The sequence below is a fragment of the Bradyrhizobium sp. LHD-71 genome, assembly GCF_031157255.1.
Lineage (GTDB): Bacteria > Pseudomonadota > Alphaproteobacteria > Rhizobiales > Xanthobacteraceae > P52-10.
The window spans coordinates 1-26,948 of the sequence record NZ_JAVIFX010000049.1 but is presented as its reverse complement, the minus strand read 5'-3'; the positions used below and the strand labels follow the sequence as shown (position 1 = coordinate 26,948).

Sequence of the window (26,948 nt, the reverse complement as noted above, 5' to 3'; positions counted from 1 at the left end):
CTTTCCTTTCCATGGGACTTCAACGCTACTTGTCGATGATCGTGCCGATCATCCCGGCCTCGCGATGATCGGGTATCAAGCAGCCGAACTCGAACTCGCCGGCCGTGGTGAACTTCCAGACGAGATCGCCGGCGCCCTGCTCTTGATCAGTGCGTAGATCGCCGGAATCACGACCAGCGTCAGCAATGTCGACGACACCATGCCGCCGATCATCGGCACCGCGATGCGCTGCATCACTTCAGACCCGACACCGGTACTCCAAAGGATCGGCAGCAGCCCGGCCATGATGGCCACGACCGTCATCATCTTCGGTCGAACGCGTTCGACCGCCCCGTCCATGATGGCGAGATGCAGATCGCGCGTTTCCCACAAGCGGCCTTCCGCCGCGCATTGCCGGAGCCTGTCCCGCAAGGCGTGATCGAGATAGATCAGCATGATGACGCCGGTCTCCGCCGCGACGCCCGCGAGCGCGACGAACCCGACCGCTGCCGCAACGCTGAAGTTGAATCCCATCCAGTTCATCAGCCACAGCCCGCCGATCAAGGAGAACGGCAGCGACAGCATGACGATCAGCGTCTCGGTCAGGCGGCGGAAATTCAGGTACAGCAGCAGAAAGATGACCAGCAACGTGGCAGGGATGACGACGGCAAGGCGTTCGGCCGCCCGCTGCAGATACTCGAACTGCCCGCTCCAGGCGATGAAGGTGCCCGGCGGCAGGGGCACGGCGTCAGCCACCACTTTTCGCGCTTCATCGACATAGCCGCCAAGGTCGCGGTCGCGAATGTCGACATAGACATAGACCACCAGCTGGCCATCCTCGGTGCGAATGGAGGTCGGGCCCTGCGTGCGCCGGATGTCGGCGAGCGCACCGAGCGGCACCGCGGCGCCGTTGGGCAGCGACACCAGCACCTCTGCGGCAATGGCATCGGGATCGCTGCGCACGTCACGCGGGTAGCGCATCACCACGCCGTAACGCTCGCGTCCCTCTACCGTCGTCGTCACGACCTCGGCGCCGATCGCCATGGAAATGGTTTTCTGCACGTCCTCGATACCGAGGCCATAGCGCGCAATGCGGTCGCGATTGGGCACGATCTCGAGAAAGTAACCACTGTTGACGCGCTCGGCATAGGCGCTCGACGTGCCCGGAACGCGGCGCAAGGCCGTCTCGACCTCGCGCGCGAGTCTTTCCAGGGTCTGCAGATCGCGTCCGAATATCTTGACACCGACCGGCGTGCGGATGCCGGTCGACAGCATGTCGATGCGCGCCTTGATCGGCATCGTCCAGGCGTTGCTCACGCCCGGAAACTGCAGCGCAGCGTCCATCTCGGCGGTCAGCTTTTCAAGATTCATGCCGGGTCGCCACTCGGACCGCGGCTTGAGGTTGATGATGGTCTCGAACATCTCCATCGGGGCCGGATCGGTCGCGGTCTGGGCGCGGCCGGCCTTGCCCCAGACGGACGAGACCTCCGGGAACGACTTGATGATCCGGTCTTGCATCTGCAACAGCTCGGCAGCCTTGGTGACCGAAAGCCCGGGCAGCGTCGTCGGCATATAGAACAACGTCCCCTCATCGAGATTGGGCATGAACTCGGTGCCGATGCGTTGCAATGGGATGACCGACAGCGCAAACAACACGACGGCAGCGAGGATCGTGATGGCCTTTGCCTTGAGCACCGTGCGGATCACCGGCCGATAAAGCCGGATCAGCAGGCGGTTCACCGGGTTGCGCGCTTCCGGCGTGATGCGGCCGCGTACGAACAGCAGCATCAGGGCGGGCACGAGCGTGACCGAGAGGACCGCTGCCGCCGCCATCGCAAACGTCTTTGTATAGGCGAGCGGCTTGAACAACCGCCCCTCCTGCGCCTCCAGCGCGAAGATCGGCAGGAACGAAACCGTGATCACCAGGAGGCTGAAGAAAAGCGCCGGCCCTACCTCCTGCGCGGCGCGTATCAGCACCTGCTCGCGCGGCTCCCCGGGCGAGGCCTGCTCGAGCCGCTTGTGCGCGTTCTCCACCATCACGATGGACGCATCGACCATGGCGCCGATCGCAATGGCTATGCCGCCGAGACTCATGATGTTCGAGCCGATGCCGAGCGCATGCATGGCCGCCATTGCCATCAGGATGCCGATCGGCAGCGTGATGATCGCAACCATCGCACTGCGCGCATGGAGCAGGAAGACGAAGCAGACCAGCGCGACGATGACGCTTTCCTCGGCCAGCGTCCGTCCGAGGGTCGCGATCGCGCGATGGATGAGATCGGAGCGATCGTAGACCTCGACCACGTCGACGCCCGCGGGCAGGCTCGGCTTGAGTTCCGTCAACGCAGCCTTCACGCCGGCGATCACGTCGAGCGCATTCGCACCGTAGCGCTGCAAGGCGATGCCGCTCGCCGCCTCACCATCGCCGTTCAGCTCGGCGATGCCGCGCCGTTCTTCAGGCGCCAGTTCCACGCGGGCAATGTCCTTGAGAAGGACCGGCGTGCCTCCATCGGCCTTGACCATGATGGCCTCGAGATCGGCGATGCTCTTCACGTAACCGCGGCCGCGGATCATGAATTCGGTCTCGGCCAGTTCGATCGTGCGGCCGCCAACATCCATGTTGCTCGCACGCACCGCATCGCGCACGTTCTGCAGCGTGATGTTGAGCGTCTTCATCCGGCGCGGATCGATGACCACCGCATATTGCTTGACGAATCCCCCGACGCTGGCGACCTCGGCCACACCGTCTGCCCTGGCGAGACCGAACCGCAACTGCCAGTCCTGCAGCGCGCGCAGCTCGGCGAGAGTCTGGTCCTTGCCGGTGAGCGCGTACTGATACACCCAGCCGACTCCGCTGGCGTCGGGACCGATGCCGGGCGTTACGCCGGCAGGCAGGCGCTGCGCTGCCGTGTTCAGATACTCGAGCACCCGCGAGCGCGCCCAGTAAATGTCCGTCCCGTCCTCGAAGATAACGTAGACGAACGACACGCCAAACTGCGAGAATCCCCGCACCACGCGTGCGCGGGGCACGTTGAGCATGGCGGTGGACAGCGGAAACGTCACCTGGTCCTCGATGACCTGCGGCGCCTGCCCCTGGTACTCCGTGTAGATGATCACCTGCGTATCCGACAGGTCGGGAATTGCGTCGAGCGGAATTCGCGTCAACGCGTACACTCCAACAAGCGTTGCAAACGCTGCGCCGATCAGCACCAGGACGATATTTCCGGCCGACCAGCGGATCAGCCGGGCGATCATTGGCCCGCCTGCCCGGACGTGAACGCGGTGAGCGCCGCTTTCAGATTGCTTTCGGCATCGATCAGGAAATTGCCCGACGTGACCACGCTTTCGTTCTCGGCGATACCGCTCCGGATCTCCACCACCCCGTTGCCGCGCGCACCGAGCACAAGGTCCCGCGGCTCGAAGCGGCCTTCGTTCTTGGCGACGAACGCGACCTTGCGCGTGCCGCTGTCGATGATTGCCGATTCCGGAATGACGACCACGGCGCCATCGGCCGCATGAGCGTCGATGGCGACATCAGCATAGAGACCGGAAAGCAGCCGGCCGTCCGGATTGGGCAGCACGATGCGAACGGGAATCGTACGCGTCGCAACGTTGAGCTCCGGATAGATCAGGCCGACGCGACCCGCGAACGACTGGTCGGGATAAGCCTGCAGGGTCACGGAGGCCTTCTGGCCGACCTTCACCGCCGCCAGATCGCGTTCGGCGATCTGCGCGTTCACCCAGACCTGCGACAGATCCGCCATCCTGAACAGCACGTCGCCACTGCCGAAACGCATGCCGACCATCGCGGGCTTGTCGAGCACGGTGCCTGAGCGTTGCACCTTGAACGTCACGTCACGCAGCGGACGGCGTGCCTTGCGAACCGTGTCGATCGCCTCCGCGTCGAAACCGAAAAAGCGCAGGTTTCGCTCCACTGAGTCGATGTCGATACCGTTGCGCGCTGCACCAGGTGCCAGCGCCGCGGTCAGGTCGGCCTGCTTCTGCAGGATCTCCGGACTCTCGATCCAGACCCGCATCAGCGGTTGGCCCTGCTTTACGCGCTCGCCCGTGGCCGGAACGTAAAGCTCTTCGACGAATCCACTGAATTTTGCGGTGACGACCGAGAGGCGAGTCTCGTCCGGCACCACCGTGCCGGTGCCACGCACGGTGCGGCTGAGCACCTGACGCTGCGCCGGCGCGGTTCTGACACCTGAGCGCTGAATTTTCTCGGGCCCAAGACGCAACACGCCCTGCGGTCCCTGCACCTCGTCGCGATAGACCGGGATGTAGTCCATGCCCATCGAGTCTTTCTTGGGTGTCTTCGAGATATCCGCCAGACCCATCGGATTGCGGTAGTAGAGGATTTCCCGCTTTTCAGGCGGCATCGCCTCTGATTTTTTCTCCGTCGCCGTGAACACAACGGTCCCGCTCACCGGCTCTGTCCTGCCCTTGACGGTGGCGGTGATGGCGAACGCCCAGCGACCTGCCATCACCAGCTCGGTTTCGAATGCGAGTACGCCAGGTGTCGTTGTCGGCAGCGGCTTCAGCGGCGCCGCCATCGTCTCCATACCGTCGGGACCCATGTCGATGCGGGTTCTGGTGACGGTGATGTCGGCCGCGGGCGGCGGTGGGTCGATGCCGACGAGCTTCACTTCAATTCGAATATTCTTGCCGACTCCGGCCTGCGCACTGACGGCTTGCCAGGTCGGCTTATCCGCCGCGACGCCGTGCGTGACTGCGAACAATCCCGCCAAAGTGATGATTGCCAGTGCGGCCGCGGCGCCGACCAGCGTCGTCAGATTCTGCTTGTTCATGACCTTCGATCCTCGGATGTGTTGCATGAGGGCGAGCGCCGCTCGAACGGCGGACGCCTTCATGATGGGTCGGCACCGGCGCGCACGCGCAACCGGATACCGACGCCGGACTCAAACGTTGAGGATCAGAGGATTGGCGGCCGGAACAGCGACTTGGCGCTGACAGGCACCAGCGCCCGCGCTTCTTGCGGGACAATGCGGAAAGCTATCGTTTCGCCTGCCCGGTGCTCGAACCAGGCCGGCTCCAGTGCGCCGTTGACATGGCAGCGCGCCGCACAGGCGCCGGCATCGGGACATGACTTCTCCGCCTTGTCCACGTCGCCGCAACAGTCATGATCAACTTGCGCGGGATCTGCCTGCGCCATCATGTCGGAGCAGGGCATGGCATCCGCTGTGGCGTCATGCATCACGACCTCGTCATGACCGGCCGCATCACCAGCCATTGCAGCGCCGGCTTGCGCCGCCGGAGGCAGCATCAGCGCGAAAGCGGGCTGATGGCTGAGCGCGGCGACGGATGCAATCAGCAAGATAATGAGAGCGCGGCGAAGCATGATCCTATCCTACAGCATCGCGGCCGGCACTGTCATCACATGAAGGAACGAGAACCGCTCGGCAGAACACAAGGTTCCGTCATCAGGCCCGGAGAAGCCGGGCGAACTGAAACGATTGCGCCGATCCCCACGGGGTCGTGTGGATTTCGCGGCGCTGCTCGGCGAGTCTGAAATCCTGACCCAGGACCTGCTGCAGATCCCCTATGACTTCCTGTGTCAGGCGTGTTCATCTCGATCGGCGTAGGCGGCTCACAAAGAGTCCCGCTTCGTACATTGGGACTCACTGAGGCCGCCAGCGAGGAGTCCCAGCACGAAGGAGTGCACCACCTGTATGGCCTCCGCGACTCGATCACTCATCTCGCTCATGTCTGCCGCGCTCCCTGCCCAAGATCGCGTTGCTGGTTCAGATAAGCGTGGCGCGTCGCAGAACCTCGCGCTCTGGAAACCACAGCTTTCCCTTGTAAGGTTGGTTCGCAAGAGAAACCGTCAAGCCCGGATTAAAAATTGACGCCCAGGCGGAGAGAAACGAGCTCGTTCTGACGATGCTTCCGCATTTCGCTAAGAGCAACGCGTTGATCAAAGCATCACGACCCATCGTGTAATTGCCGCGCCGGTATCCCATCAGATGCACGGGCACATCGCCAGCGCTTCGAAAAGAATCGTCAAAACTGATAACCGGCAACGAGCATATGCGACGTTTTAGAGCGTCGGGAAACCGTGCATCATCGCTGGCTGCAACGATGTTCCTCACGTTAGGGGCCTCTGCAATGGCACGCTCTACCTTGAGGACGAACTCATCAATTTTAACCGGCTCGGCCTCGGTTCTCTTATCTGTTCCTCGGTAGTGTACGCCCAACGTTCGCGCGTCTATCGCGTGCGCGGCCGCGAAGCTATCGGCGTGATCGGTAATGTCCTTGTGGATACCAAAATGACGAAAGAATAAGCGATTAGCCTCTTCAAGCGAGGGGCGGCAAGCGAACGGAAGCTCGGAGTTGTCATAGACCTTGATCGTCTTTGGATTGCTAGGCGCCGTTGCGCCGTGACGATGAAAGAAAAAATAGTCAAACCAATTTGGGCCGTGATCGGGATCTAGGTAGTTCTGACCGGTCAGATAGACAAAAAGCCGTTGACCGTGCCTTTCGGTGTAGTCAGCCATGTAAAGGCAGAAATTCAACTGAGCAAACATTCCACGCTTGGCCGGGGACTCAATGTGTAAGTCTCTGCTCGCCAATCGGAAACGAATGAAGTTTTTTGAACGCCTTGCAATGGTCGTGACGCGGTTCATGCTAAAAATCTTAAAAAGTGACGACGGTAATCTAAGAAATTCAAAAATTACGACGGCACTATCGCCTCGGGCTTTGACGACCGTCAAGTCTCCCGATCCTTTGCTTCGCGCGGTGCCAGGGTAAGGCAACGTCTTGCCTTTCGCCTGCCGGCCTAGATTCCGGCACTACGTGCTCGCGTTAGGACGAACAGGTTTAATGAAGCCGAACGTCGAGAGGTGAGCGATGTCTGCAGGCGGCGATCATAACCATGCGGGTAGCGCCCGCGATCGATGGAGATGATCATGCGCAGCCGTGCCTTTCGACGGCATCAGGCAGGCCGTCCGCGGTCACGGGACAAGGTCCCGCTATCGCGTGCGCAGAAGGCGGGCGAACTGGAATGACTGCGCCGAACCCCACGGGGTCGTGTGGATTTCGCGGCGCTGCTCGGCGAGTCTGAAGTCCTCGCCCAGGGTCTGCTGCAGGCCTGTCGCATCGTAACGCTGCACCAGCAGGCCGCTGCATTTTTCCGGACCATCAGGAGCGAAGGTGCCGATGATCGCCTGACCGCCCACGCGCAGCGCCGATTTCAGACACGCGACATAAGCTGCACGATCGTCCGCATCGGTCAGGAAGTGCAGCGCCGCGCGATCATGCCAGACGTCGTGCTGCCGCGACGGCTTCCATCGGGTCACATCCGAAGTGATCCATTCCACCTCCGCCGCGCGCCCGCCGAGCCGTGCACGCGCCGCGGCCAGTGCGGCTTCGGAAAGATCGAGCACCGTGATCGCACGGAATCCGGCCTGCAGCAGGCTGTCGACCAGCCGCGAGGCCCCTCCTCCGATATCGACGATTGAGGACGCGCGGGTTGCGCCGGTGGCCAGGATCAGCTCCATCGAGATCGCCGGGTTCTCCTGGAACCAGCTCACCTCGTTTTCGCGCTTGGTGGCGTAAACATGGTCCCAATGGCCCCGGCGCTCGGACATCGCGTCACCTTGATCGCTGCAGTCTGCGAAGGCGAGTTTATCTCACCTGTCGCAGGTTGTCGCGCGGTGATGTCCGGCGTCTACCTTCCGCGATTGCGTCGAACGACCTTGAGTACGAGGAGAAGTACACCAATGGAAAGCATGAGCGCCCCGATGACTGCGAGCGACGTCGACTGATTTGCGAAGCCGGTCGCCGTTATGAGAAGACCGAGCAGTAGAAAAATGACAGCGGCAAACTTCTTGATCAGGAAGATCGGCGTGTGTTCTGCATAGACCGCCATCACCATTCTCCGTGGTCGTCTGGTTTGCGATGTGGTTCGAACGTTCGCACCCGTGCTGGCGGAGGCCTATTGGGGTTTTCCCTGAAAGCAGGCCGGAATTCCGCGCCCGAAACTCCCGCCTATGGCTGCTTCGAGCCACGCCAGGCCCAGCGAACCAACGCCCAGGCGCTGCCGCCGGTGGCCATGCCAAGGACGTAGATGACGGCGACCAGCGCCGCCAGCGGCGCGCTGACCCTGAAGCCCAGGAACGACATCGTAACGCTCTGAAGATTCTGCAGTGCGAATATCAGTGTCGCGATGGCGAAAAGCGCGACCACAGCAATGTAGACCCAACGCATGCCGTGACGCCCTGTTGCTGACCGGCTAGTGCTCCGTTTCCGAAGTTCGCATCACTTCGCGGCAGGCTCTACATGCGAACTTCGGAAACATAAGGAGCACTAGCAACTTTTATGGTTCTAGTGCGGCTTTTGAATTTGAAATTCCTGCGCCGGAATCGCCGCGAAGTTGGCAGGAATTTCAAATTCGCCGCACTAGGTGACGATCGGTTCAGCATGCAGCGAAATCCTTGCGCGTCCCTGTCCGCGACACACGCACTTCGAGATTCATTCGAAATGAATGCGGACCGCAGTGCCGCGGCCCGGGCACAGGGTGAAGAGGCCGTTAATCAGCAATAGGTTCAATCGGCAATCAGAATTCGGTCCTGTTGCGATCTGCGATTCATTCGGCGATGCAGCAGCAAAAGGCTGAACAGCGCGCAGAAGGCAAAGATCGACATCGCAAAGGCCAGCCATAGCGCCGCGTGCGGACCGGCGGAAGTCATGATGGCGGCGAACACCGGAGGTGCAGCGGCATAAGAGAGGTTGAGCGGCACCGCTAGCTGCGCCGACGCGCGGGCATAAGCGCCGTTGGGGAAAATCTGCAGCGGTAGCGTGGCGCGGGTGACGGCGGTGACGCCGCTGGCAACCCCATAGAGGGTGGCGAAAAGCATGGCGCCGACGAAGTCGCTGGTCAGCAGAAGAACGATGAAGCTCAGCGGAAACAGAGCGGAGGCGGCAAGGCCCGTGACGAAGCCTAACCAGCGCCGGCCGCCGACGAAATCGACCATGCGCCCCGCCCATTGCGCAATTCCGATGAAGGCTGCGGCTGTCAGCGCGCTGGCGTGATCGAGGCCCGCAGCCTCGAACAGGATGATGATGGTGAGGGCAAAGCCCCAGGTGAAGAAGCCATTGGCGGCAAAGCTTAAGGCCAGCAAGGCGAAACGTGGCAGATCAATGGAAGCAGGCTCGGCCGCCGTCTTCACGGCGGATTTTTCCTTGGGCCGGCGGGCAAGCGCGGTCCAATGCAGTGGCATGCAGACAAGCAGCATGATGGCGGCATAGACCAGCGTCGTTGTGCGCCAGCCCCATTGGCCCTGCAGAAGCCCTGTCAGCGGCCAGACGATGGTTGATGTCAGCCCACCGGCCAGGACCAATACGCCGAGCGCCTGGCGCGCCTTCTCGCCGGCGATCTCGGTCACCGCGATCTGTGCCGGTGTCGTCAACATGCTCGCGCCGGCAAGGCCGAGAATGATCCATGACAGGAGATAGGTTGCGGGACCATTCGCCAGGCCCATGACCAGCAGGCCGGCCGCGCCCAGGGGTGATCCGAAAATCATGATCGGACGCGCGCCGTGACGCTCGAAGATGGCGCTCAGCGGCCAGGACACCATGGCCATGACGACAAGCATGACTGTCGGTCCTGCCATGATCATGGGCAGAGTCATGCGCAGTTCGCCGACCATCGCAGGTCCCGTGACCGCGGGCAACCAGAACGTGGCGCCCCAGCCAATGAGCTGGGTCAATGACAGGGCGACAACAGCACGGACTGTGGGCGCGTCGAACGGCATCGGGGAATCGACGGTGGAAGGGTGACCGCCGGCACGATGATACGTGGAGGCTGAAAGATCTGGTGTCGGGCCGACACGACAGGCGTTGGCGCGAAAGCGCCTCTACTCGTCGCGGTAGACTTTCTCGCGCTTCTCGTGGCGCTCCTGCGCTTCCACCGACAGCGTCGCGATTGGTCGTGCCTCGAGCCGCTTCAGCGAAATCGGCTCGCCGGTTTCCTCGCAATAGCCGTAGGTGCCGTCATCGATGCGGCCGAGCGCGGCGTCGATCTTGGAGATCAACTTGCGCTGGCGGTCACGCGCGCGCAACTCGATGGCGCGATCGGTCTCCGAGGAGGCGCGATCGGCGAGATCAGGATGATTGACGTTCTCGTCCTGAAGCTGGACCAGTGTCGCTTTCGCTTCGCGCAGGATCTCTTCCTTCCATGCGAGCAGCTTAGCGCGGAAATATTCGCGCTGGCGCTCGTTCATGAACGGCTCCTTCTCTGAGGGCCGATAAGGTTTCTGCTTCTCCGTCACAGGCATGGGAGGCTTTTGTCCGTCACCGGCGAGACAGGGGCTTCTCGCGAGCGCCGCTTATATAGCGGCGATTCGTGACAGACAATATCGCTGACGCGTCAGACGGCAGGTTATGGAGCGGCCGTTTGAGCGGGGACGGCCCGGACGCGGCCGGTGCCGATTGGTGGAACGAATCCGGTGGAATCGGGTGCGCGTCCGCACCAAAATACCATTCAGATCAGATGCTTCCGGCTTTCGCCAGTTCCACCTCGACCCGCAGCTCAATCTCGGCCAGCACGGAATCGAGCCCCAAATCACCTGAACTGGTGTCGCCGGAATTGGTTTTGAGCTCGGATGCAGCGGTCCGCAGCCGCTGTACCGTGCCGGGATCGATCGACCCGGACAAAAGGCCGATCTTCAGATCGTCGAGAACGTCGAGCGCGTTGCGGCCGCGCTTGACCGCGCGCTTGCGCCGCTCGACCGAATCTTCAACCCCCTGCAGGGCCAGCAGCGCGTCGATATTTCCGACGCCGGTCGGCGCCACCGTCGGGCGGCTGTCGCCGGCCTCGCTGAGATTGGGGAGCGAGAAAGACGACGATGAACTGCGCCGGGCGCTCGATGGAGGTGCCGCCGGGCCCGCGCCATTCGGTCCGTAGATTCGCATCGCTTTTCTCCGCTCTCCCGCGAGACGTCGTGGGAAGCTCGCCTCGTTATGGTTAATGGCGGGTAAACGGCCCGGCAAAAAGTGCCGCATAGGGCAGATTTCGTCGTCGCAGCGTCCCGTGACGAGGGCCGGTTCAACGCCCGTTATCATGAAATATCAAAGGCTTGCTTCATGCCCGGCGTTTGGCATGGCGTTCGCTAGTGACACCTTGACCCGCCCGCCCGACCAGAGGGCCGCGGGCGGAGTGAAACCTTCGTTGGGAGCAAGGGATGTCAGGCGCGTTTCGAGCTTTGTGCGCTGTGGTCGCCATCCTCTGTCTTTATATGGTGCATATGGTGCCCGCCGGCGCCACCTCGCGGATCAAGGATCTCGCGAACATCGAGGGCGTGCGCCAGAACCAGTTGATCGGCTATGGCCTGGTCGTCGGCCTGAACGGAACCGGCGACACGCTGAACAACATCCCCTTCACCAAGCAGTCGCTGCAGGCGATGCTCGAGCGGATGGGCGTCAACATTCGTGGCGCCAACATTCGCACCGGCAACGTCGCGGCCGTCATGGTCACCGGCAACCTGCCCGCATTCTCGACCCAGGGCACGCGGATGGACGTCACGGTGTCGGCGCTCGGCGACGCCAAGAACCTGCAGGGCGGCACGCTCCTCGTCACGCCGCTGCTCGGCGCCGACGGTAATGTCTACGCGGTGGCGCAAGGCTCACTCGCGATCGGCGGCTTCGCGGCGGAAGGTGAAGCTTCAAAGATCGTACGTGGGGTGCCGACCGTCGGGCGCATTTCCAATGGTGCAATCATCGAGCGCGAGATCGATTTCGCGCTCAATCGCCTGCCGAACGTGCGACTGGCGCTGCGCAATGCGGATTTCACCACCGCCAAGCGTATTGCCTCCGCTGTCAACGACTTCCTCGGCAGCAAGACCGCCGAGCCGGTCGATCCGTCGACTGTGCTGTTGAACGTTCCGAAGGAATTCAAGGGCAACGTCGTCGCCCTGCTCACCGAGATCGAACAGTTGCAGGTCGAACCTGACATCGGCGCGAAGATCGTGATCGACGAACGCTCGGGAATCATCGTCATGGGACGCGACGTGCGCGTCGCGACGGTGGCGATCGCGCAAGGCAACCTGACCGTCACGATTTCCGAGGCACCGCAGGTCAGCCAGCCGAATGCACTGTCGCGTGGAGAAACCGTGGTCGTTCCACGCTCGCGCGTCGGCGTGCAGGAAGACGGCCAGAAGCTCGCGGTGGTGAAGGACGGAGTTTCGCTGCAGCAGTTGGTCGACGGGTTGAACGCGCTGGGCATCGGCCCGCGCGACATGATCGCGATCCTGCAGGCGGTCAAGGCCGCCGGCGCGATCCAGGCCGACATCGAGGTGATGTAATGAGCGTTGTTCCGGTCCAGGCTACGCCGACGATCAACGGTCGTCCCGACATCGCGCTGATCGACGCGCTGAAGAAAATCTCGCCGCAGGCGCGCGAGAAGGCGAAGGCCTCGGCGCAGGATTTCGAACAGGTGTTTCTCAATTCGATGTTTCAGCAGATGTTCGCCGACGTCAAAGGTGAAGGTCCGCTCGGCAGCACCGAAGGGACCGGCCCCTGGCGGTCGATGCTGACGGACGAATACGCCAAGGGCATATCGAAATCCGGCGGCATCGGCATCACCGACGACGTGTTTCGCACGCTGATCATGCAACAGGCAGGCGCGACGTGAAGGAAGAAGGCCGCCACGCGTTCGGCCTTATCCCCTCTCCCCGTCAGGGAGAGGGCTAGGGTGAGGGGGATCTGGCAGCCGTGATCCGAAAGCTTTTTCAGCGCGCCTCGCAAGGTCAGCGTTTGTTACTGCCCCTCACCCCAACGGGGAGAGGGAGCACGCGAGCTTGCGGCAATCTCTGAGGACCAACACATGCCCATGAACAGCCATCACCGCACCACTGCCCCCCCGTTGCAGCCCTCGATCACGACACCCGCTGATGCGCGCAAGTTCGCAGACGCACTGATGCAGATCATGGATACGCTGCTCAAGGTGATCGAGCAGGAAACCGAGATGGTCCGCGCCGGCAAGATTCGCGAGGCGATGGTGCTCGACAGCGCCAAGAGCGATCTTTCGCGCCGCTACATCGGCGCGATCGCCGGGCTTCGGGCCAACCAGCGCTACATGGCGCAAACGACGCCCGACCTGCTCGCCGCCCTGCACCGCCATCACGACACGTTCCGTGCCATGCTGCAGGTGAACCTCACCGTGCTTGCGACGGCGCATGCGGTGTCGGAAGGAATCATCCGCGGCGTCAACACCGAGATGCAGCGGCGCGCCGTGCCGTCGACCTACACGTCCAGAGGCCAGCGCAGCAACGCCGGAACCCGTCACGCCGCGCCGCTGACCTTGAGCCGAACGCTGTAATCAGGTCATTGCGCGAAGGACGGTAGCCCGCATAAGCGAAGCGCCATGCGGGGAGGACTCTCCACCCGGGGTCGCTTCGCTCGCCCGGGCTACGTAGCCTCGCAATGACGTTGAGGATTTGACTCAAATCAACACAGTTATCTCGACATCGCGTTGAGCGCGTTTCTCAACAGGATGTTGAGGCGCTTGACCGATGATCGCTGCTTGGGGAGGGATTTGTCTCGAGGCCGAGGAGGCCACCATGAGCACAGATTTCTCAGTCAGGCCGGTCGGGGTCCCGGCCCAAACATCTGGTGTGCGCCCGGCTCCCGAGGCGGCACGCGAAGCCGTGCGCACGCAGCTGCCGCCGGCCGTCAGCGTGACCGCGTCCGAAACCGCGAAAGGCGCGCGGGGCGAAAGCGTGCAACTCGATCGCGAGCGGCTGTCGCGCCAGATGGTGTTCGACCAGGACAGCGCCCAGCTGGTCTATCGTGTCGTCGATAGCCGGACCGAGAATGTCGTCGCGCAAGTGCCTGACGAGGCCAGGCGACGCAGGACCGCCTATTTTCGTGAGCTTGAGCGTGCGAGAGAGGAGAGCCACCCTCACCTCACGGATCGGACGGTCTGATCGCCGGCTTTCCGGCCTTATCCATTCTGCTTGGCGTAAGCCGTTTCGATGGTCGACGGCTGGCCGTTCTGCATCATCACGGTCTTGATCTCGGCTGTGCCGGGCTTGGTCAGCGCGAACTTTGTATCGCCGACCCGGAAGGTGCCGTCGCTGGCGATCAGGACGTTCTGATATTTCGCCGCGCCACCGGCTTCATACTTTGCGGTTGCGCGAAATCCCTGGACGTTCGAGACCTGGACTGCGAAAGCCTTGCCGTCGGCGTACTTGCCTCTCCAAGTGCCTTCGAACAAGGCCGGATCGACTGGGACGTACTTCTTGCCCGCGCTGGCGCTGAGCGAGCCGACCGCCACATAGTTCGAAGAGATGATCTGCAGAAGATCGGCCATGCGAAACGTTGCCCGCGCATTCTCCGGAAAAAGTAAGGACCGGGCTCTCTGCGAGAAAATGCGTCCAAAAGAATCTCAGGCGCGGCCGCTGAGGCCCGCAGCCAGGTTGCGGTTGATCTCAATCAGCGACTTGAAATGCTCCGGCTGCGGATTGAGCTGCAGCGCCGCAGTCTGGGTCAGCACGAACACGCCGATGTTGGCGATCTTCTGCCGGATCTCCAGCGGCTGCGGATTCTCGTCGCGCAGCGCGTCGCTCATGAAGATCGACCAGAGCTTGCGATTGAACAGCAGCGCGTCCTTGGTGCGCTCACTGGTCGCATCCGCGTTGTTCAGAACGTCCTGCAGCTTGTTCGCGGCCTTGAGCAGAGCCTGTGCCTCGATCTCGCGCGGCGCAGCGGTGGTATTCGCCACGCGGGCATAGGCTTTGGCGGCGTCGGACATTCGTCACCTCGATGTTTGTGCATGCCGCACGATTCGTGCGCTTGAGACACGCCGACGGTTGTATCGCGCCGGCTTTAAAAGATGGTTATCGCGTGTCAGAAACGGTGCAAAATCAAGGCGCAAGCATCGACGCTTCATTCGCGCACGACAAGACGACGAGGTTGCCCTCGCCGTCTTGTCCGTTTGCTTTCGACGCGTTCAGCGCAGCAACTGGAGCACGCTCTGCTGAGACTGGTTGGCGAGCGCGAGCGCGGACACCGCGATCGACTGCCGCGTTGCCAGCGCCTGGCTGTTGGCCGCCTCTTCGTTGGTGTCGGCGATCGTGAGATTTGCCGAGCCGGTTTGCAGCACATTGATCAGATTTTTCGAGAACTCCTGGCGGATCTGCACGATCGACAGGTTGGAGCCGAGTGAGGCCGCCTGCGAGCGCAGCGAACTCCCCGCGGCGTTCAGCGCGGCGAGCACCTCGTTCGTGGAGTTGTTGTCGATGAAGTCGGTGCCCGTCGTCAGCATCCCGAGGCCGAGGCCGGCAGGGGTGAAGTTCACGCCCTGGATGTTGAGCACTGACTTGCCGGTCTCGTTGAACACCAGCTTCAGCGTGTCGCCGGCCAGAAGGTTGACGCCGTTGAACGACGCGTCCTGCGACGTCGTGACGATGTTTTCGATGATCTTGTTGTACTGGAGCACAAGGCCGGCGCGCGTCGACTGCACGGTCGGGTCGACGACCGGGTCGGCGGCGATCAGGCCGTTGAAGGCTTCGCCGGTCGCGGTTGCGGTGCCGCCGATCGTACCGATCGTTTCCGATGCCGAGTCGTTCGAGGTGGAGATGGTGATCCGGCCGCTGGTGTCGATACTGGCGATCAGGAAGTTTGGCGCCAGCGCTGCGTTCAACTGATTGAGCGTCGCGACCTGGCCGAGGCCGGTACCGAAGGTGATGTTGGTCGCGGTGCCATGCTCGGTCGCCGGGATGGTCAACGTGAGGCCCGAGGCGAGCTCGGTGCCGCGCGGGGTCGTGCCCGCCGCGAGGCCGAGCTTGCCGAGGGCCGTGCCCGAGATCTCCAGGTCGGCGACCGCGCCGGTGTTGAGCACGATCTGGCCGGTGCCACTGATGGTGGACGGGTTGGCAGTGTTGCCGGTGATCTGGTCGATGCCAGCCAGCAACGAGTTCAGGGTCTGGTCGATACCGATCGTCATGTTGCCGTTGGAATCGAACGTTGCGGCACCGGCGGTGACGAACGAGATCGTCTTTCCGTTCACCGTGATCGTATCGCCGTTCACTGGGCCGGTCGCCGTGGTCGACGTGCCGTCGGTCAGAGCGGAGATGAGCGTCGTTCCGCTCGCGTCAGCGTTCGCCGCTCCGACCTTCAGCGACGCGCCCGCAGGACGTGCCGCGTTGGTGTAGTCGCCGAGCAGGTTCTGAGCCGTCGCGCCCGGAATCACGGCCGCGGTGATCGACGACTTCTGCGAGTAGGCCACCGCGGTCTGCAGCGCCTGGTTGGCGACGGACTTGGCGCTGTCGATCAGCTTCTGCAGCGAAGTGATGCCGGTGTTGGCGGCCTGCAGGATCTGCACGCCGTTGCCGATGCCGTCCAGCAGGTTGTTGATATCGCTGGCGCGCGCGTCGAGCGAGGCCGCGGTGAAGTAGTTGGTCGGGTTGTCGAGCGCGGTGTTGACCTTCTTGCCCGTCGCAAGCCGGCTCTGCGTCGTCGCCAGGAGGTCCGCGGTGGATTGAAGCGAGAGTAGGTTCTGACGAACCGACGCGCTGAGAACGATATTCGACATTCTGGGGGCCTCCTGGATGCGCAACGCCGGCTGCTCCACGCCAAAGGGAGCGGTTCGGCTGAGTCGATGTCGGCATTCGTTCTAGGAGGCGGGCCTTAAACTATGCTTAACGGCGGATTAAATTTCATCGTTAATGAGCTGTGAAGCTGGATCAAGCACTTCGAACGTCGCTTCAGATCTGGCGCTTCAAAAGCCTGATCGAAAAAAAGAAACGGCCGGGTTTCCCCGGCCGTTCGACTTGCTTGAATTTATCGGTTCGCGATCAGCGGAGCAGCTGCAGCACGCTCTGCTGCGACTGATTGGCGAGCGCGAGCGCGGACACCGCGATCGACTGACGGGTCGACAGCGCCTGGCTGTTGGCCGCCTCTTCGTTGGTGTCGGCGAGCGTCAGGTTGGACGAGCCGGTCTGAAGCACGTTGATCAGGTTCTTCGAGAAGTCCTGACGGATCTGCACGATCGACAGGTTCGAACCGAGCGTCGACGCCTGCGAGCGCAGCGCGCTGGACGCGCTGTTCAGATCCTCGAGCACCTTGTTGGTGGCGTTGTTGTCGATGAAGTCGGTGCCCTTCGTCAGTTCGGCGAGACCCAGACCTGCGGGGTTGAAGGTCACGCCGGTGATCGACAGCGTCGACTTGCCGGTCTCGTTGAACACCAGCTTCAGCGTATCGCCGTTGAGCAGGTTGACGCCGTTGAACGAGGCGTCCTGCGCAGTGGTGGTGATCTGCTGAATGATGTTGTTGTACTGGCTCACCAGGTTGGCGCGGGTCAGTTGCGCCGCTGCGTCCTGCACCGAAGCCGGAGGCGTCAGGCTGGCGAACGGCGTTGCAGTGCCGCCGATGGCGCCGATCGTCGCAGAAGCTGCGTCGTTCGAGGTAGTGATGGTGATCTTACCTTCCGAGATCGTCGCCTGCAGGTTGTTTTTCGCCAACTCGGCGTTCAACTCGTCGAGCGTGTTGACCTGGCCAGCAGCCGTGCCAAACGTAATGTTGGTCGCCGTACCGCCGGCGGTCGATGCGATCGTCAGCGTCTGGCCCTGCAGCGCCGGCGGAGCGCCGGCGGTGCGCGCCTGGGTGACACCTGTGCCGAGGCCGAGTGCGCCCAGGGCGGCCGTGTTCGAGCTGGTGATCGATAGGTCGCTGGTAGTGCCGGTGTGCAGAACGACCTGGCCAGCGGTCACGGTCGAGCCGGTGCCGCCGCTCAGTCCGTCGATCTTGGCGAGCAACTGGCCGACGTTGTCGGTGACGTCGATCTGGTTGGCGCCCGAAGCCGTGCCGGTGGCCATAAACGTGAGCGTCTGGCCATTGACGGTGATCGTGTCGCCCGCTGAAAAGCCAGCCGTCAGCGTGTCGGCGTTTGTTGCTGTTGCGAGCTCAGTAGCGTTAGTGATGTTCGCAGCAGCGGTAAGGTTGTTCTGCCGCAACGCACCGGTAAAGGTTGCGTCGGTCGGATTGCCCGCGGGGCCGAGCAGATTGTTCGCCGTCGCGCCGGTGATCACGGCCGAGGTCACCGTGGACTTTTCCGAATAGCCGACGGTGGTCTGCAGGGCCTGGTTGGCGACCGACTTGGCGCTGTCGACGAGCTTCTGCAGCGAGGTGATGCCGGTGTTGGCGGCCTGCAGCACCTGCACGCCGTTGCCGATGCCGTCCAGGAGATTGTTGATGTCACTGGCGCGGCTGTCGAGCGAAGCAGCCGTGAAGTAATTGGTCGGGTTGTCGAGGGCGGTGTTGACCTTCTTGCCGGTGGCAAGGCGGCTCTGCGTGGTCGAGAGCAGATCAGCGGTCGACTGCAGCGACAGCAGGTTCTGGCGAACCGATGCCGAGAGAACGATGGACATAACTCATACCTTTCTGGTGTGTACTCTAACGCGCGTTCATCCGGCTTTCGGCCGGCGTAGCCCGCGAAGCATTCTGTTCAAGCCTTAAAGAAACGGTGAAGCGGTGGAACCCGAAGGCCCGTCGGGCGCGCGATCAGGACACGCCCGCACGCCGCCACGGCGCGCAAAGGCCGCGAAATGCAGGCGAAAACGCCCATTCACCGAACATTAACTATACTGGCGAAGGATCGCAGCGGGGCCGGAACGGAAAACGGAGCGAGCGCCTCGGGCTTCGCTTTTGGCAATCGAAAGGCAGGAGAGATGGCACTCAAAGTCGAACTGAAGCCGAACGAGCGCATCATTATCGGCTCGTGCGTCATCACCAATGTGGACCAGCGCGCACGCCTGCTGATCGAGGGCGAGAACACGCCGGTGCTGCGCGAGAAAGACATCCTGACGCCGGCGACGGCCGACACGCCCGCGAAACTGATCTATCTCGCGGTCCAGCTGATGTACCTGTCGCCCGATCCGAAGGAACACCACCCCACCTATTTTACGCTGCTGAAAGACATGCTGACGGTCGAGCCGAGCTCCTGGGCGATCATCGAAGGCATCAACAACCTCATTCTCGAAGGCGACCTCTACAGGGCGCTGAAGGAAGCGAAGAAGTTGATCGCCTACGAGAAGGAGCTGCTGGAGCTTGCACGGGCGGAAGCGCCGACGCTCAAATCGGCGTGAATCGTCATTGTGAGCGTAGCGAAGCAATCCAGTCTGAGTCTGCCGCGAATGCCGCGCTGGATTGCTTCGTCGCTTCGCTCCTCGCAATGACGGTTAGATAAACTTCACCAGACTCGTCTGATAGAGCATCGACGTCACCTGGTATGACGCCTCCAGGTTCGTCTGCAGCGCCAGAATCTGCGCGATCGTCTCCTCCTTCGAGACTCCCTCGACACCGTCGAGCATGGTCTGGGTCATCGTCGTGGTGAGCTTCTGCCGGTCGGAGGCGGCGTCCATGGCGCCCTGCACGCCGGCAAGCTCGGATTGAATGTCCTGGATCGACTGCTGGCCGAACTGCGGCGCGAGCTTGGCCGCTGTGCGATCGTTGAGCGCCTGCACCTGGTCGCGCGCGCTGGGATCGGTCGACGACGTCGTCACCGCGGCATACGTCGCAACGACCTGCAGCTGCCAGCGCAAGCCTTGTTCATTGGCGCGCGCGCCGTACTGCACCGTGATCTGATCGTCGATCCGCGCCACGGCCGTGCCGCGCGCCGGATCCGCCCCTGCTTCGCCAGTGTACCACGACACGGTATTCGCAGGCGTGCCCGCCACCAGCGTCGTCGCCGTATTGGGCGGCGTTCCGCCGACGCGCAGCGGCGGCGACGATGAGAAGAAGTTGTCCGAGGCCGCAAAAGCAGACGCTGCCACAAGTGACGAGTTCGCGAGCTTGCCGACCGCCGTCGTCAGCGACGCCTGGAAGTTCGCCGCCGTCGCGTCGGGCGTGGCGCCGATCGTGAATTCGCCCGCGCCGGCGGGCGTCGATGTGGTTGCCGTCAACTCGATCACTTCCGTGGTCCCGTCTGGCAGGTCGAAGGTGAACTTCACCTTGTCGCCCGCATTCGGATTGGCGGCAAAATCGACGCTGATCGCCGGCGGCGTGCCGGTCGGACCGACCACCGTCGCGCCCGTCAGTGACGACGTAATTGCATTCAGCTTCATGCCGAACGGCAACGGATCGGCCTCCTCCGCGATCGCCACCGACGTGGCCGTCGGTGCGGAGATCGCCAGCCTGCCGAGGCCGGAGGCGCCGACATCGGCGGCCTTCCGTTCGGCAATGATCTGCTTCAGGCCGGCGGCCGCGCCGTTGCCTTCGAGAATATCGCCGATCGATGCCACAGCCGGCGTATCGGTGGCGCGCCCCGAAAACAGGTAGCGGTCGCCGGACTGGGTGTTCAGGAGCTGAAGCATTTCGGCGAGCGAGTCGCGCGCGCGGACCTGCGACATCGTCTGCCCGGTGTTCTCGAGCTGTGTCGAAGATCCCGAGGCCGACGTCTTGATGTTGCTGCCGATGTCGATCATCCGTTGCAGCACCGAGTTGCCGATCTCGAGCCGCGTGTTCACATTGGCGATCGTATCCTTGTAACTCGCGAGATTGCCGAGCTGCGCGCGCAGGCCTATCGCAAAGCTGCGATCGACGCCGAGCCCCGCATAGGTCTCCGACTTCTTGCCTGTCCCAAGCTGCCGCGACAAATCCTCGAGCTGCGCGCGAACGTTCAACAGCGCATTGCCGCTCAATGTCGAGCGAAGACCGATCCCGTTGATTGCCATTTCTTCCTCACAATGACTGCTTTACATCACCTGCATCAGCGCCTGGTACATTTCCTTGACGACACTCATCACCCGCGCATTCGCTGCATACGCGTTCTGCAGCGCCAGGAGATGGGCCATCTCATCGTCGATGTTGACGCCGGAATTTTCCGCGAACTTCTGCTGCAGGGTGCTCATCACAACCTGCTGGCCTTCCGCCAGCATCTTGGCGGCGCTGGCCTTTTCGCCCTGCGCGCTGACAAACTGCTGCGCGAAGCTGAGCAGCGTGCCTTTGAACGGCGACGTCGTGGTACCGAGGCCGGCTTCCGGCGAATAGAAATACGAGCCGGCGGTGAGCTGGGCGTAGATGAAATCCGGTCGGGTCGTATCGCCAGCTGCCGTGCCAGACGAAAACTGAACGAGCTTCGATGGATCATTGAGGATCGCGGTATTCAGCGCGATCCTGCCGGCGAATCCCTGGACCTGCGCGCCCGTGCCGAGGTAGGCGCCGGTGTAGAGATTGCCGGCATCCTTGAACAGGGGAAGCTGCGCGTCCGTACCGCTCACCGAGGAGAGCGTGATCCGCGCCGACACGGCATTGATATCCGACCGCCCGGCCGCGCCGTCGTCGAGCACGGTCAGGGTCGAGCCTGACGCCGAAAAGGAAATATTTGCGCCACCAAGCGCCGCATTGAGCTGCGAGGCGACCGAAGCCATGCCGCCGGAGAAATCGATGCCGATGACCTGGTCGTTCGGATCGTTGGTGGCGGTGTTCGGCAGCGGCAGCACCGAGGCGTCGTCGACGCGCACGATCGACACTTTGTGCTGCGCGCCCGTGACCGTATTCGTGTAGGTCAGGCTGACGACGTTGCCGTTCTGCAAGCCTGACAGGTCGAGATCGAAGCCCGTCTGCGCGCCGGAGCTTGCCGCTGTACCGGCCACGGTCTTGTCGGAAAGCGCGCTCGCAAGCGCTGCGGCGAACTGGTCGAGCTGCGCCTGCGCCTCTACCAGCGTCTGGTCGCGCAATTCCACGAGGGCTGCGATCTTGCCGGAGCGAAACGTGTTCGCCGCGAACAGATCCATGCTCCCGCCATGCGGGAAGTTGACGGTGATCGAACCGAGGTTGCTTTGCGCCGGATCGGCGCTCCACAGCGTGTTCGCCGTGACGGTGCCTTGCGCATTGAACGACAGCTGCGAGGCCTCGGCGCCGACGAGCTGTACGCCCGAATTGGTGAAGATATTGACCTGCCCGTTATCGTTGGTGATGACGCGCACGTCCATCAGCTCCGACAGCTGGTCGATATAGCGGTCGCGCTGGTCGAGCAACTCTGCAGCAGCGCCGTCGGTCTGCCCACCGCGCAGGAGCTGCACGTTGATGTTGGCGATCTGCTGCATCGCATTGTTGGCGGTGTTCACTGCGCCGCTCAGGCCAGCTTCGGCGTTGCCGCGCAGCGTCTGGATGCCGCGCGTCATCGAATTGAGCTGCTGCACCAGTGATTGCGCCGCGTTGATCACCGCGATGCGCGCCGACTGCGAGTCGGAGCTGGTGGATAGCGCCTGCACCGCAGTGGTCAGCGAATTGAAGGCACTCTCCAAGGTTCCGGCCGATCCGGGCGTGCCGTAGATCGACTGCAGCTGCGCCAGAAAGTCGGAGCGGACATTTGCGTAGGCGGCGCCCGCCATCTCGGTGCGAAGCTGGCGCTGCAGGTACAGGTCGAGCTCGCGGTTGATGCCGGCGACGCGCACGCTGGCGCCGAACTCGCCCGACGAGATGGCGACCTGGTTGGACGTCTTCTTGATATAGCCGGGCGTTTCGGCGTTGGCGACGTTGGACGAGACGAGCCCGAGCGCAATCTGATTGGCGCGCAGGCCGGACATCGCAGAGGCGAGAGCTTGGCTGAGGCTCATGGTGGAGTGCTCATTTCAATTGAACGAGTAGTGAGCAGTGAGTAGCGAAGACCGTCATTGCGAGCGAAGCGAAGCAATCCAGTCTGAGGTCGCGGCAATCGCTGCGCTGGATTGCTTCGTCGCTGCGCTCCTCGCAATGACGGCCACTCGCCCCCATCACCGCAGCATATTCAACAGGTCCTGCACCATCTGGTTCGACGTGGTGATGACGCGCGTGTTGGCGGAGTAGGCCTGCTGCGTGACGATCAACTTGGTGAACTCGTCGCCAATGTCGGTGTTCGATCCCTCGAGCGACGAGCCGACGATGCGGCCGGAGGCGTTGGAGAGCGCGGGGCCTGACTCGTCCGTCACCTCGAACGCGCCGCCGTCGACGCGCTTCAGGAAGTTCGGACCGTTGAAGCTTGCAAGCTGGATCTCTGCAAGGTCGAGGTTACGGCCGTTCGAGTAGTTGCCGACGATACGGCCGCGATCGCTCACCGAGACCGACTGCAGCTGGCCGGCCGGGAAACCATCCTGCTCGATCTGGTTGACCTGCACGTTGCCGTTGGCGTCGGCGAACTGCGTCAGGCCGCCTGCACCGAAATTGATCGAGACATCGCCGAGCGTCACGCCGTTGATCGACGGCGCCGTCAGGTTCAGCGAGACCACCGGCGGATCCATCTGTCCGTTGGCGCCGAAGGTGAAGTTCGTGTTCACGTTCTGCCAGGCGACCTGCGCGCCGGTGGCGTTGGCGTTGACCTGATAGAACAGGTTCCACTTGTCGGCATGACCGGAGCCAAGCGAGGCGCTGTCGACCTTGGCCCAGCGGAACTGCAGGTTCACCGGCGAGCCTGCAACGTCGAAGGCGGTCACCGCGCCGCCGGCGATCGACTCGTCGAGGAACGCTTGCAGGTCGTTGCCGACCACCTGGCCGGTGCCGGGCGTGCCGCCGCCGCCACGCGCCTGGCTGACCGGTGACGTGAAGCCCAGTGAGCCGAGGGCTGCGGTGTTGGTCGACGAGATGGAGAGGTCGGCCGCCGTGCCGGTGTGCAACGTGATCGCACCGCCAGTGGAGATGCTCGCGGGCCAGCCGGTGATCGCGCCGATCGCGTTCATGAGGTCGCCGACCGTGGCGGTGTTGAGATCGAGATCGAGGGTGCCGGCAGCCGCCGAACCGGTATGGCCGCCGCCGTTATGAAAGTTGATGGTGAGGCCGTTAACGGTGATCGTATCGGCATCGACGAAGTTGTTCACGATCGAGTTGGTGGCTGCGGCCCCCGCAAGCAGCGTCGTCGCCGAAATCGCCGTCGGCGTGGCAAGCTTATTGCTCTGCGCGCTGCCCGTGATCGATGCGTCCGTATGCGTCGGCGCCGGCGTTCCGATCGCCAGCGGGTTGTGGCCGGTGCTGAAGCTCGACGGACGCAGCAGCTCGGAGCCGGGCACGGCCTTGTCGTGTGCGGTCGTCAGCGGATAGCTCGCGAGGTTGGCGCGGTAGTCCACTTTCGTGGTCTGCTGTGCGGGCAGGAAGTCGCTCTGGAATTGCAGCACTTGCGGCGTCGAGCCGACCACGTTTCCGGTGGTCGGATCGACCGGGATGCCCATCAAATAGTAGCCCGCGCCGTTGACGAGGTAGCCCTGCTTGTCGAGCTGGAAGTCGCCGCGGCGCGTGTAGCGGTCGACGCCGTCGAACACCGGCGTGTTGTCGGAGAAGCCGCCGGGCTTCTGCACCGAGAAGAAGCCGTCGCCATTGATCGCCATGAACGTCGAAACCTGCGAGGCCTGCACGTCACCCTGCACGTTGTTGGTGGAGCGCGACTGCGCCGTGACGCTGCCGGCGAGCTGCCGGTTGGCGCCGCCGTCCGGAATGAGGTCGAGGAAGCTCGTGTCGATCCGCTTGAACGCAGTGGTCTGCGAGTTGGCAATGTTGCCGGAGATGTTTTCCAGCGCGAACGACTGCGCCCGCATGCCCGCGACCGACGTGGTCAGTGCCCCGAAGATACCCATAACCGTCTCCAGCTTCGTTTCCGGGCGGCCGTCCGGAAGTTCGTGATGCGCGAGGCCGCATTCGAGCTGGAGGAGAGCAAGCGATGTGCCAGTGAGGTTACATGAGTGAAATCAACGGACTGGGCGAGCGGACCGGTCCCAGAAGGCCGGCACGGTTTTGCCTAGCTGGCAAGTTTTGCCGGGGGCAGTATTCCGAATGAGCGAAGCGAAATCCGGGACCGTTAGGCGACCGACGCTGCAGTTCAGACCACCTTCCAGCCCGCAGCATCCGCGCGCGTTGAATTCCAGCGGTCGCGCATCGGCCGCACGATCTGTTGCGGCTTGGCCGCGCTCACCATCCGGTCGAGCAGCTGGCCGACGAGGCCGAGTGCGTCCACCTGGTCGTCGTGCCGGCCGGCGGGAAAGCCGAGCAGCTCGGCGCGGAAGTCGGCGAGCCAGGGCGCTGCCGCCGGCACATAAAGCCCCTCCAGCGCCATGCGGCCGCGGATCGATTGCGCGCGCACCGCCTTGTCGCCGCGCGCGGCAAACTGCTCGCGCGCGACAAAGGCCCGGCGCTCGCTCAAGCGCTTTTCGAGGAACGGGCCGACACCGGCCCGGATCTGCCCCTGCTCTTCCGCCCAGCCGATCGGCTTCCATTTCAGCACCAGATCGCCGAACGCCTCGATCCACTCGTCGGCCGCCGCTTCCGCCACAGGTCGACGAGATACATGCGCCCGTCGCCGTCGAGACCGACCACGGCATGCACCGTGTAATCGCCGCCGCCCGCCGTCACCGCATAGTCGGAGCCGCCATAGATGCGCAGATGCTCGCGCGGCGGCAACGTCGCCGACGGGCGCAGCCAGTCGGCCTTGAAGTAGTCGCCCTCCTCCGGCGCAGGGCGCTGCTGGTACAGCGCGGCCCAGGTGCGCGGGTTGCGCTTGAACGGCGCGAAATGGTTCTCGCCGAACCATTCGGGCCAGATGCGTTCGCCGACCTTGCGGCCGAGAACATCGTCGTCGCGCTCGGCCTCGGCCGGAATGCAGACGACGTACCAGCGGTTGCCGTCGCGGCAATCGATCAAGCCGCTCTCGCCATTGTAGCTCTCAGGCAGAATGCGGCCGGCGATGTCGTCCTCGTGCCAGCGGGTGGTGATGCCGATCTCCCAGGCGTGCGGCTTCTTGCGCGTCAGCAGGTCATCGAAATAGGCATCCCATGTCTTCTGACGGATCAAATCCGAATCCGCCTGCTCGCGGCCCTTGATCAGGTCGTCCCAGATCACGCCGTCGGCGCGGTTGCCGGTGATACCGGTGAGCAGGCCCGCGCCCATATATTCGGAGCCGTTCGCCAGCGCCCATTCGGCGGCGGCGGCGCTCTCTTTCGACAACGTCGTCTCGAATATCTTCTTGAAGGTCTTCTGTCGCACGATGGCTCGCGCCTTGCGTCCCCACTTGCGCGGCAGGTCGCTGCCGTAGTTGGCGACGATCACCTGCGTCTTCGGAAATCGCCCCATGACGTGCACCGGAAAGACGATCGACGTGTACGTGCTCTTCGCCGAGCCTGGCGGCATCAGGCCCATCAGCCGCTTGATCTCGCCATCTTCGACCCGCTGCAGGCACTCGAGCCAAAGCAGGTGGTGTTTGCCGAACGCGGCATCGACCGGATAAAAATCTTCGCAAGTCTCGTCATCGAAGCGAACGGGTACGCCGGGAATCTCGACCGCGCTTGCAAAGGCCCGCAAACTCTGCGCCGCCAGCAGCTGGCGCGAGTTGCGTTTCCGCGCGAGCGAGAACACGGGATTGCCGAGGCTTGCCGCGCTTTCGTTCGTCGTTCGTGAAGGCATCGTCTGCTCGAAACAAAAATGCCCGCGAAGCCGTCTGGCGGCCGCGGGCGAATGATCGGATGATGACTTCTAGCAGGCGATTTGCTGGACCAGCAAACGAACTCCGTCATTGCGATCCGGCTTCGCCCTTGGGCTACGCTGGGGCAAGGCGCAGCGACGAAGCACTCCGTCATTGCGAGCCATAGCCGTTCGAAGAACGGCGTCGCTTCGCTCGCCTATGGCGGCACGGCAATCCAGTACAGCGGTTGCGTCAGGCTCAGCGCTGGATTGCTTCGCTGCGCTCGCAATGACGAGCGAGACGATACGCACAGGATGTTCACAGGCGAATTCGTTTTTTCAGAAATTACTCTTGCGTCTTCACGGAGCCAGAATATTCTCCTCCCGTCCCGCTCCAATGAAAGGGCGCGTCGCGGTCGTCTTATCGATGCGGAGCGGGATGCGATGGCCGTTACGATGCTGGGCCTTTGGAAAGCGCCGGAGAAATCCGTGTGATGCCTGAAGGAAAGACGCCGGTACGACGGACGGACGGTCCAAGTGCATGTCCGGGCGACAGTTCGCACGAACCGGGCGAAGCCAGCGAAAGT

Annotated in this window: 24 protein-coding genes and 1 pseudogene; 5 read left to right on the top strand and 20 right to left on the bottom strand. The window is 63.0% G+C overall.

The features are described 5' to 3' along the window. Nucleotides 1–25: 25 nt before the first annotated feature. From RCO31_RS34825 to RCO31_RS33180, 11 genes and pseudogenes are all read right to left on the bottom strand, one after another. On the bottom strand, nt 26–187 hold the full coding sequence (locus RCO31_RS34825; protein ID WP_374991570.1) for a hypothetical protein: 162 nt from the start codon (nt 185–187) through the stop codon (nt 26–28). After that, nucleotides 154–3,234, bottom strand: a pseudogene (locus tag RCO31_RS33225) (efflux RND transporter permease subunit); the annotation flags it as partial. The pseudogene RCO31_RS33225 and the gene RCO31_RS34825, both read right to left, overlap by 34 nt. Next, complete coding sequence (locus tag RCO31_RS33220) at nt 3,231–4,793, bottom strand: efflux RND transporter periplasmic adaptor subunit (RefSeq protein ID WP_308972668.1); 1,563 nt, start codon at nt 4,791–4,793, stop codon at nt 3,231–3,233. The gene RCO31_RS33220 and the pseudogene RCO31_RS33225, both read right to left, overlap by 4 nt. A 125-nt stretch (nt 4,794–4,918) precedes the next feature. Next, complete coding sequence (locus tag RCO31_RS33215) at nt 4,919–5,344, bottom strand: hypothetical protein (RefSeq protein ID WP_308972667.1); 426 nt, start codon at nt 5,342–5,344, stop codon at nt 4,919–4,921. A 403-nt stretch (nt 5,345–5,747) separates the two neighbouring features. Continuing rightward, nucleotides 5,748–6,629 (bottom strand): hypothetical protein, encoded by an 882-nt coding sequence (locus tag RCO31_RS33210; protein WP_308972666.1) that lies wholly within the window; start codon nt 6,627–6,629, stop codon nt 5,748–5,750. Nucleotides 6,630–6,974: 345 nt separating this feature from the next. Continuing rightward, nucleotides 6,975–7,592 (bottom strand): class I SAM-dependent methyltransferase, encoded by a 618-nt coding sequence (locus RCO31_RS33205; RefSeq protein ID WP_308972665.1) that lies wholly within the window; start codon nt 7,590–7,592, stop codon nt 6,975–6,977. 80 nt (nt 7,593–7,672) lie between these two features. After that, nucleotides 7,673–7,873, bottom strand: coding sequence for a hypothetical protein (locus RCO31_RS33200; protein ID WP_308972664.1), 201 nt, complete (start codon nt 7,871–7,873; stop codon nt 7,673–7,675). A 119-nt stretch (nt 7,874–7,992) separates the two neighbouring features. Further along, the gene (locus tag RCO31_RS33195) at nt 7,993–8,211 is read right to left on the bottom strand and encodes a hypothetical protein (protein WP_308972663.1); all 219 of its coding nucleotides are present in this window, start codon (nt 8,209–8,211) and stop codon (nt 7,993–7,995) included. Nucleotides 8,212–8,549: 338 nt separating this feature from the next. Next, nucleotides 8,550–9,758, bottom strand: a complete 1,209-nt coding sequence (locus RCO31_RS33190; RefSeq protein ID WP_308972662.1) for an MFS transporter — start codon at nt 9,756–9,758, stop codon at nt 8,550–8,552. A 102-nt stretch (nt 9,759–9,860) separates the two neighbouring features. After that, nucleotides 9,861–10,280, bottom strand: a complete 420-nt coding sequence (gene dksA / locus RCO31_RS33185; protein ID WP_308972661.1) for an RNA polymerase-binding protein DksA — start codon at nt 10,278–10,280, stop codon at nt 9,861–9,863. 211 nt (nt 10,281–10,491) lie between these two features. After that, on the bottom strand, nt 10,492–10,917 hold the full coding sequence (locus RCO31_RS33180; protein WP_308972681.1) for a flagellar assembly protein FliX: 426 nt from the start codon (nt 10,915–10,917) through the stop codon (nt 10,492–10,494). Between the two features lie 323 nt (nt 10,918–11,240). Between RCO31_RS33180 and RCO31_RS33175 the strand changes: the two genes are divergently transcribed. The 4 genes from RCO31_RS33175 (at nt 11,241) to RCO31_RS33160 (ending at nt 13,928) form a co-directional block, all read left to right on the top strand. Next, on the top strand, nt 11,241–12,305 hold the full coding sequence (locus tag RCO31_RS33175) for a flagellar basal body P-ring protein FlgI (protein ID WP_308972680.1): 1,065 nt from the start codon (nt 11,241–11,243) through the stop codon (nt 12,303–12,305). After that, a complete protein-coding gene (flgJ, locus tag RCO31_RS33170) occupies nt 12,305–12,634 on the top strand; it encodes a flagellar assembly peptidoglycan hydrolase FlgJ (RefSeq protein ID WP_308972660.1) in 330 nt (109 codons plus the stop codon). The genes RCO31_RS33175 and flgJ overlap by 1 nt, the downstream gene beginning before the upstream one ends. 198 nt (nt 12,635–12,832) lie before the next feature. Next, nucleotides 12,833–13,321 carry a hypothetical protein gene (locus RCO31_RS33165; RefSeq protein ID WP_308972679.1) on the top strand — a complete coding sequence of 163 codons (489 nt, stop codon included), beginning with the start codon at nt 12,833–12,835 and terminating at the stop codon, nt 13,319–13,321. 241 nt (nt 13,322–13,562) lie between these two features. After that, nucleotides 13,563–13,928 carry a hypothetical protein gene (locus RCO31_RS33160; RefSeq protein ID WP_308972659.1) on the top strand — a complete coding sequence of 122 codons (366 nt, stop codon included), beginning with the start codon at nt 13,563–13,565 and terminating at the stop codon, nt 13,926–13,928. A 17-nt stretch (nt 13,929–13,945) separates the two neighbouring features. Here RCO31_RS33160 and RCO31_RS33155 read toward each other — a convergent pair whose 3' ends face one another. The 4 genes from RCO31_RS33155 to RCO31_RS33140 form a co-directional block, all read right to left on the bottom strand. Beyond that, nucleotides 13,946–14,314, bottom strand: coding sequence for a hypothetical protein (locus RCO31_RS33155; protein ID WP_308972658.1), 369 nt, complete (start codon nt 14,312–14,314; stop codon nt 13,946–13,948). Between the two features lie 75 nt (nt 14,315–14,389). Then, nucleotides 14,390–14,755, bottom strand: a complete 366-nt coding sequence (gene flaF / locus RCO31_RS33150; RefSeq protein WP_308972657.1) for a flagellar biosynthesis regulator FlaF — start codon at nt 14,753–14,755, stop codon at nt 14,390–14,392. Between the two features lie 198 nt (nt 14,756–14,953). Next, a complete protein-coding gene (locus RCO31_RS33145) occupies nt 14,954–16,537 on the bottom strand; it encodes a flagellin (RefSeq protein ID WP_308972656.1) in 1,584 nt (527 codons plus the stop codon). A gap of 262 nt (nt 16,538–16,799) precedes the next feature. Beyond that, nucleotides 16,800–18,371 (bottom strand): flagellin, encoded by a 1,572-nt coding sequence (locus RCO31_RS33140; RefSeq protein WP_308972655.1) that lies wholly within the window; start codon nt 18,369–18,371, stop codon nt 16,800–16,802. A 300-nt stretch (nt 18,372–18,671) separates the two neighbouring features. On the opposite strand from RCO31_RS33140, the gene flbT reads away from it, so the two are divergent. Then, nucleotides 18,672–19,088 (top strand): flagellar biosynthesis repressor FlbT, encoded by a 417-nt coding sequence (flbT, locus tag RCO31_RS33135; RefSeq protein ID WP_308972654.1) that lies wholly within the window; start codon nt 18,672–18,674, stop codon nt 19,086–19,088. Nucleotides 19,089–19,181: 93 nt separating this feature from the next. Here the strand turns inward: flbT and RCO31_RS33130 are convergent, their stop codons facing one another. The 5 genes from RCO31_RS33130 to RCO31_RS33110 all read right to left on the bottom strand — a co-directional run bounded on the left by RCO31_RS33130 (nt 19,182) and on the right by RCO31_RS33110 (nt 26,364). Further along, nucleotides 19,182–20,675 (bottom strand): flagellar biosynthesis protein FlgL, encoded by a 1,494-nt coding sequence (locus RCO31_RS33130; protein WP_308972653.1) that lies wholly within the window; start codon nt 20,673–20,675, stop codon nt 19,182–19,184. A gap of 21 nt (nt 20,676–20,696) precedes the next feature. Beyond that, nucleotides 20,697–22,562, bottom strand: a complete 1,866-nt coding sequence (gene flgK / locus RCO31_RS33125; RefSeq protein ID WP_308972652.1) for a flagellar hook-associated protein FlgK — start codon at nt 22,560–22,562, stop codon at nt 20,697–20,699. Nucleotides 22,563–22,718: 156 nt separating this feature from the next. After that, nucleotides 22,719–24,545, bottom strand: a complete 1,827-nt coding sequence (locus RCO31_RS33120; RefSeq protein ID WP_308972651.1) for a flagellar hook-basal body complex protein — start codon at nt 24,543–24,545, stop codon at nt 22,719–22,721. Nucleotides 24,546–24,787: 242 nt separating this feature from the next. Then, complete coding sequence (gene terL, locus RCO31_RS33115) at nt 24,788–25,237, bottom strand: phage terminase large subunit (protein WP_308972650.1); 450 nt, start codon at nt 25,235–25,237, stop codon at nt 24,788–24,790. Further along, a complete protein-coding gene (locus tag RCO31_RS33110; protein WP_308972649.1) occupies nt 25,183–26,364 on the bottom strand; it encodes a terminase large subunit domain-containing protein in 1,182 nt (393 codons plus the stop codon). The genes terL and RCO31_RS33110 overlap by 55 nt, the downstream gene beginning before the upstream one ends. Between the last annotated feature and the right edge of the window lie 584 nt (nt 26,365–26,948).

Excerpts from the sequence above, each read along its gene's own strand:
- RCO31_RS33220 (WP_308972668.1), bottom strand. The coding sequence starts at position 4,793 with ATGAACAAGCAGAATCTGACGACGCTGGTCGGCGCCGCGGCCGCACTG.
- RCO31_RS33215 (WP_308972667.1), bottom strand. The coding sequence starts at position 5,344 with ATGCTTCGCCGCGCTCTCATTATCTTGCTGATTGCATCCGTCGCCGCG.
- RCO31_RS33210 (WP_308972666.1), bottom strand. The coding sequence starts at position 6,629 with ATGAACCGCGTCACGACCATTGCAAGGCGTTCAAAAAACTTCATTCGT.
- RCO31_RS33205 (WP_308972665.1), bottom strand. The coding sequence starts at position 7,592 with ATGTCCGAGCGCCGGGGCCATTGGGACCATGTTTACGCCACCAAGCGC.
- RCO31_RS33200 (WP_308972664.1), bottom strand. The coding sequence starts at position 7,873 with ATGGCGGTCTATGCAGAACACACGCCGATCTTCCTGATCAAGAAGTTT.
- RCO31_RS33195 (WP_308972663.1), bottom strand. The coding sequence starts at position 8,211 with ATGCGTTGGGTCTACATTGCTGTGGTCGCGCTTTTCGCCATCGCGACA.
- RCO31_RS33190 (WP_308972662.1), bottom strand. The coding sequence starts at position 9,758 with ATGCCGTTCGACGCGCCCACAGTCCGTGCTGTTGTCGCCCTGTCATTG.
- dksA (WP_308972661.1), bottom strand. The coding sequence starts at position 10,280 with ATGCCTGTGACGGAGAAGCAGAAACCTTATCGGCCCTCAGAGAAGGAG.
- RCO31_RS33180 (WP_308972681.1), bottom strand. The coding sequence starts at position 10,917 with ATGCGAATCTACGGACCGAATGGCGCGGGCCCGGCGGCACCTCCATCG.
- RCO31_RS33175 (WP_308972680.1), top strand. The coding sequence starts at position 11,241 with ATGGTGCATATGGTGCCCGCCGGCGCCACCTCGCGGATCAAGGATCTC.
- flgJ (WP_308972660.1), top strand. The coding sequence starts at position 12,305 with ATGAGCGTTGTTCCGGTCCAGGCTACGCCGACGATCAACGGTCGTCCC.
- RCO31_RS33165 (WP_308972679.1), top strand. The coding sequence starts at position 12,833 with ATGAACAGCCATCACCGCACCACTGCCCCCCCGTTGCAGCCCTCGATC.
- RCO31_RS33160 (WP_308972659.1), top strand. The coding sequence starts at position 13,563 with ATGAGCACAGATTTCTCAGTCAGGCCGGTCGGGGTCCCGGCCCAAACA.
- RCO31_RS33155 (WP_308972658.1), bottom strand. The coding sequence starts at position 14,314 with ATGGCCGATCTTCTGCAGATCATCTCTTCGAACTATGTGGCGGTCGGC.
- flaF (WP_308972657.1), bottom strand. The coding sequence starts at position 14,755 with ATGTCCGACGCCGCCAAAGCCTATGCCCGCGTGGCGAATACCACCGCT.
- RCO31_RS33145 (WP_308972656.1), bottom strand. The coding sequence starts at position 16,537 with ATGTCGAATATCGTTCTCAGCGCGTCGGTTCGTCAGAACCTACTCTCG.
- RCO31_RS33140 (WP_308972655.1), bottom strand. The coding sequence starts at position 18,371 with ATGTCCATCGTTCTCTCGGCATCGGTTCGCCAGAACCTGCTGTCGCTG.
- flbT (WP_308972654.1), top strand. The coding sequence starts at position 18,672 with ATGGCACTCAAAGTCGAACTGAAGCCGAACGAGCGCATCATTATCGGC.
- RCO31_RS33130 (WP_308972653.1), bottom strand. The coding sequence starts at position 20,675 with ATGGCAATCAACGGGATCGGTCTTCGCTCGACATTGAGCGGCAATGCG.
- flgK (WP_308972652.1), bottom strand. The coding sequence starts at position 22,562 with ATGAGCCTCAGCCAAGCTCTCGCCTCTGCGATGTCCGGCCTGCGCGCC.
- RCO31_RS33120 (WP_308972651.1), bottom strand. The coding sequence starts at position 24,545 with ATGGGTATCTTCGGGGCACTGACCACGTCGGTCGCGGGCATGCGGGCG.
- RCO31_RS33110 (WP_308972649.1), bottom strand. The coding sequence starts at position 26,364 with ATGCCTTCACGAACGACGAACGAAAGCGCGGCAAGCCTCGGCAATCCC.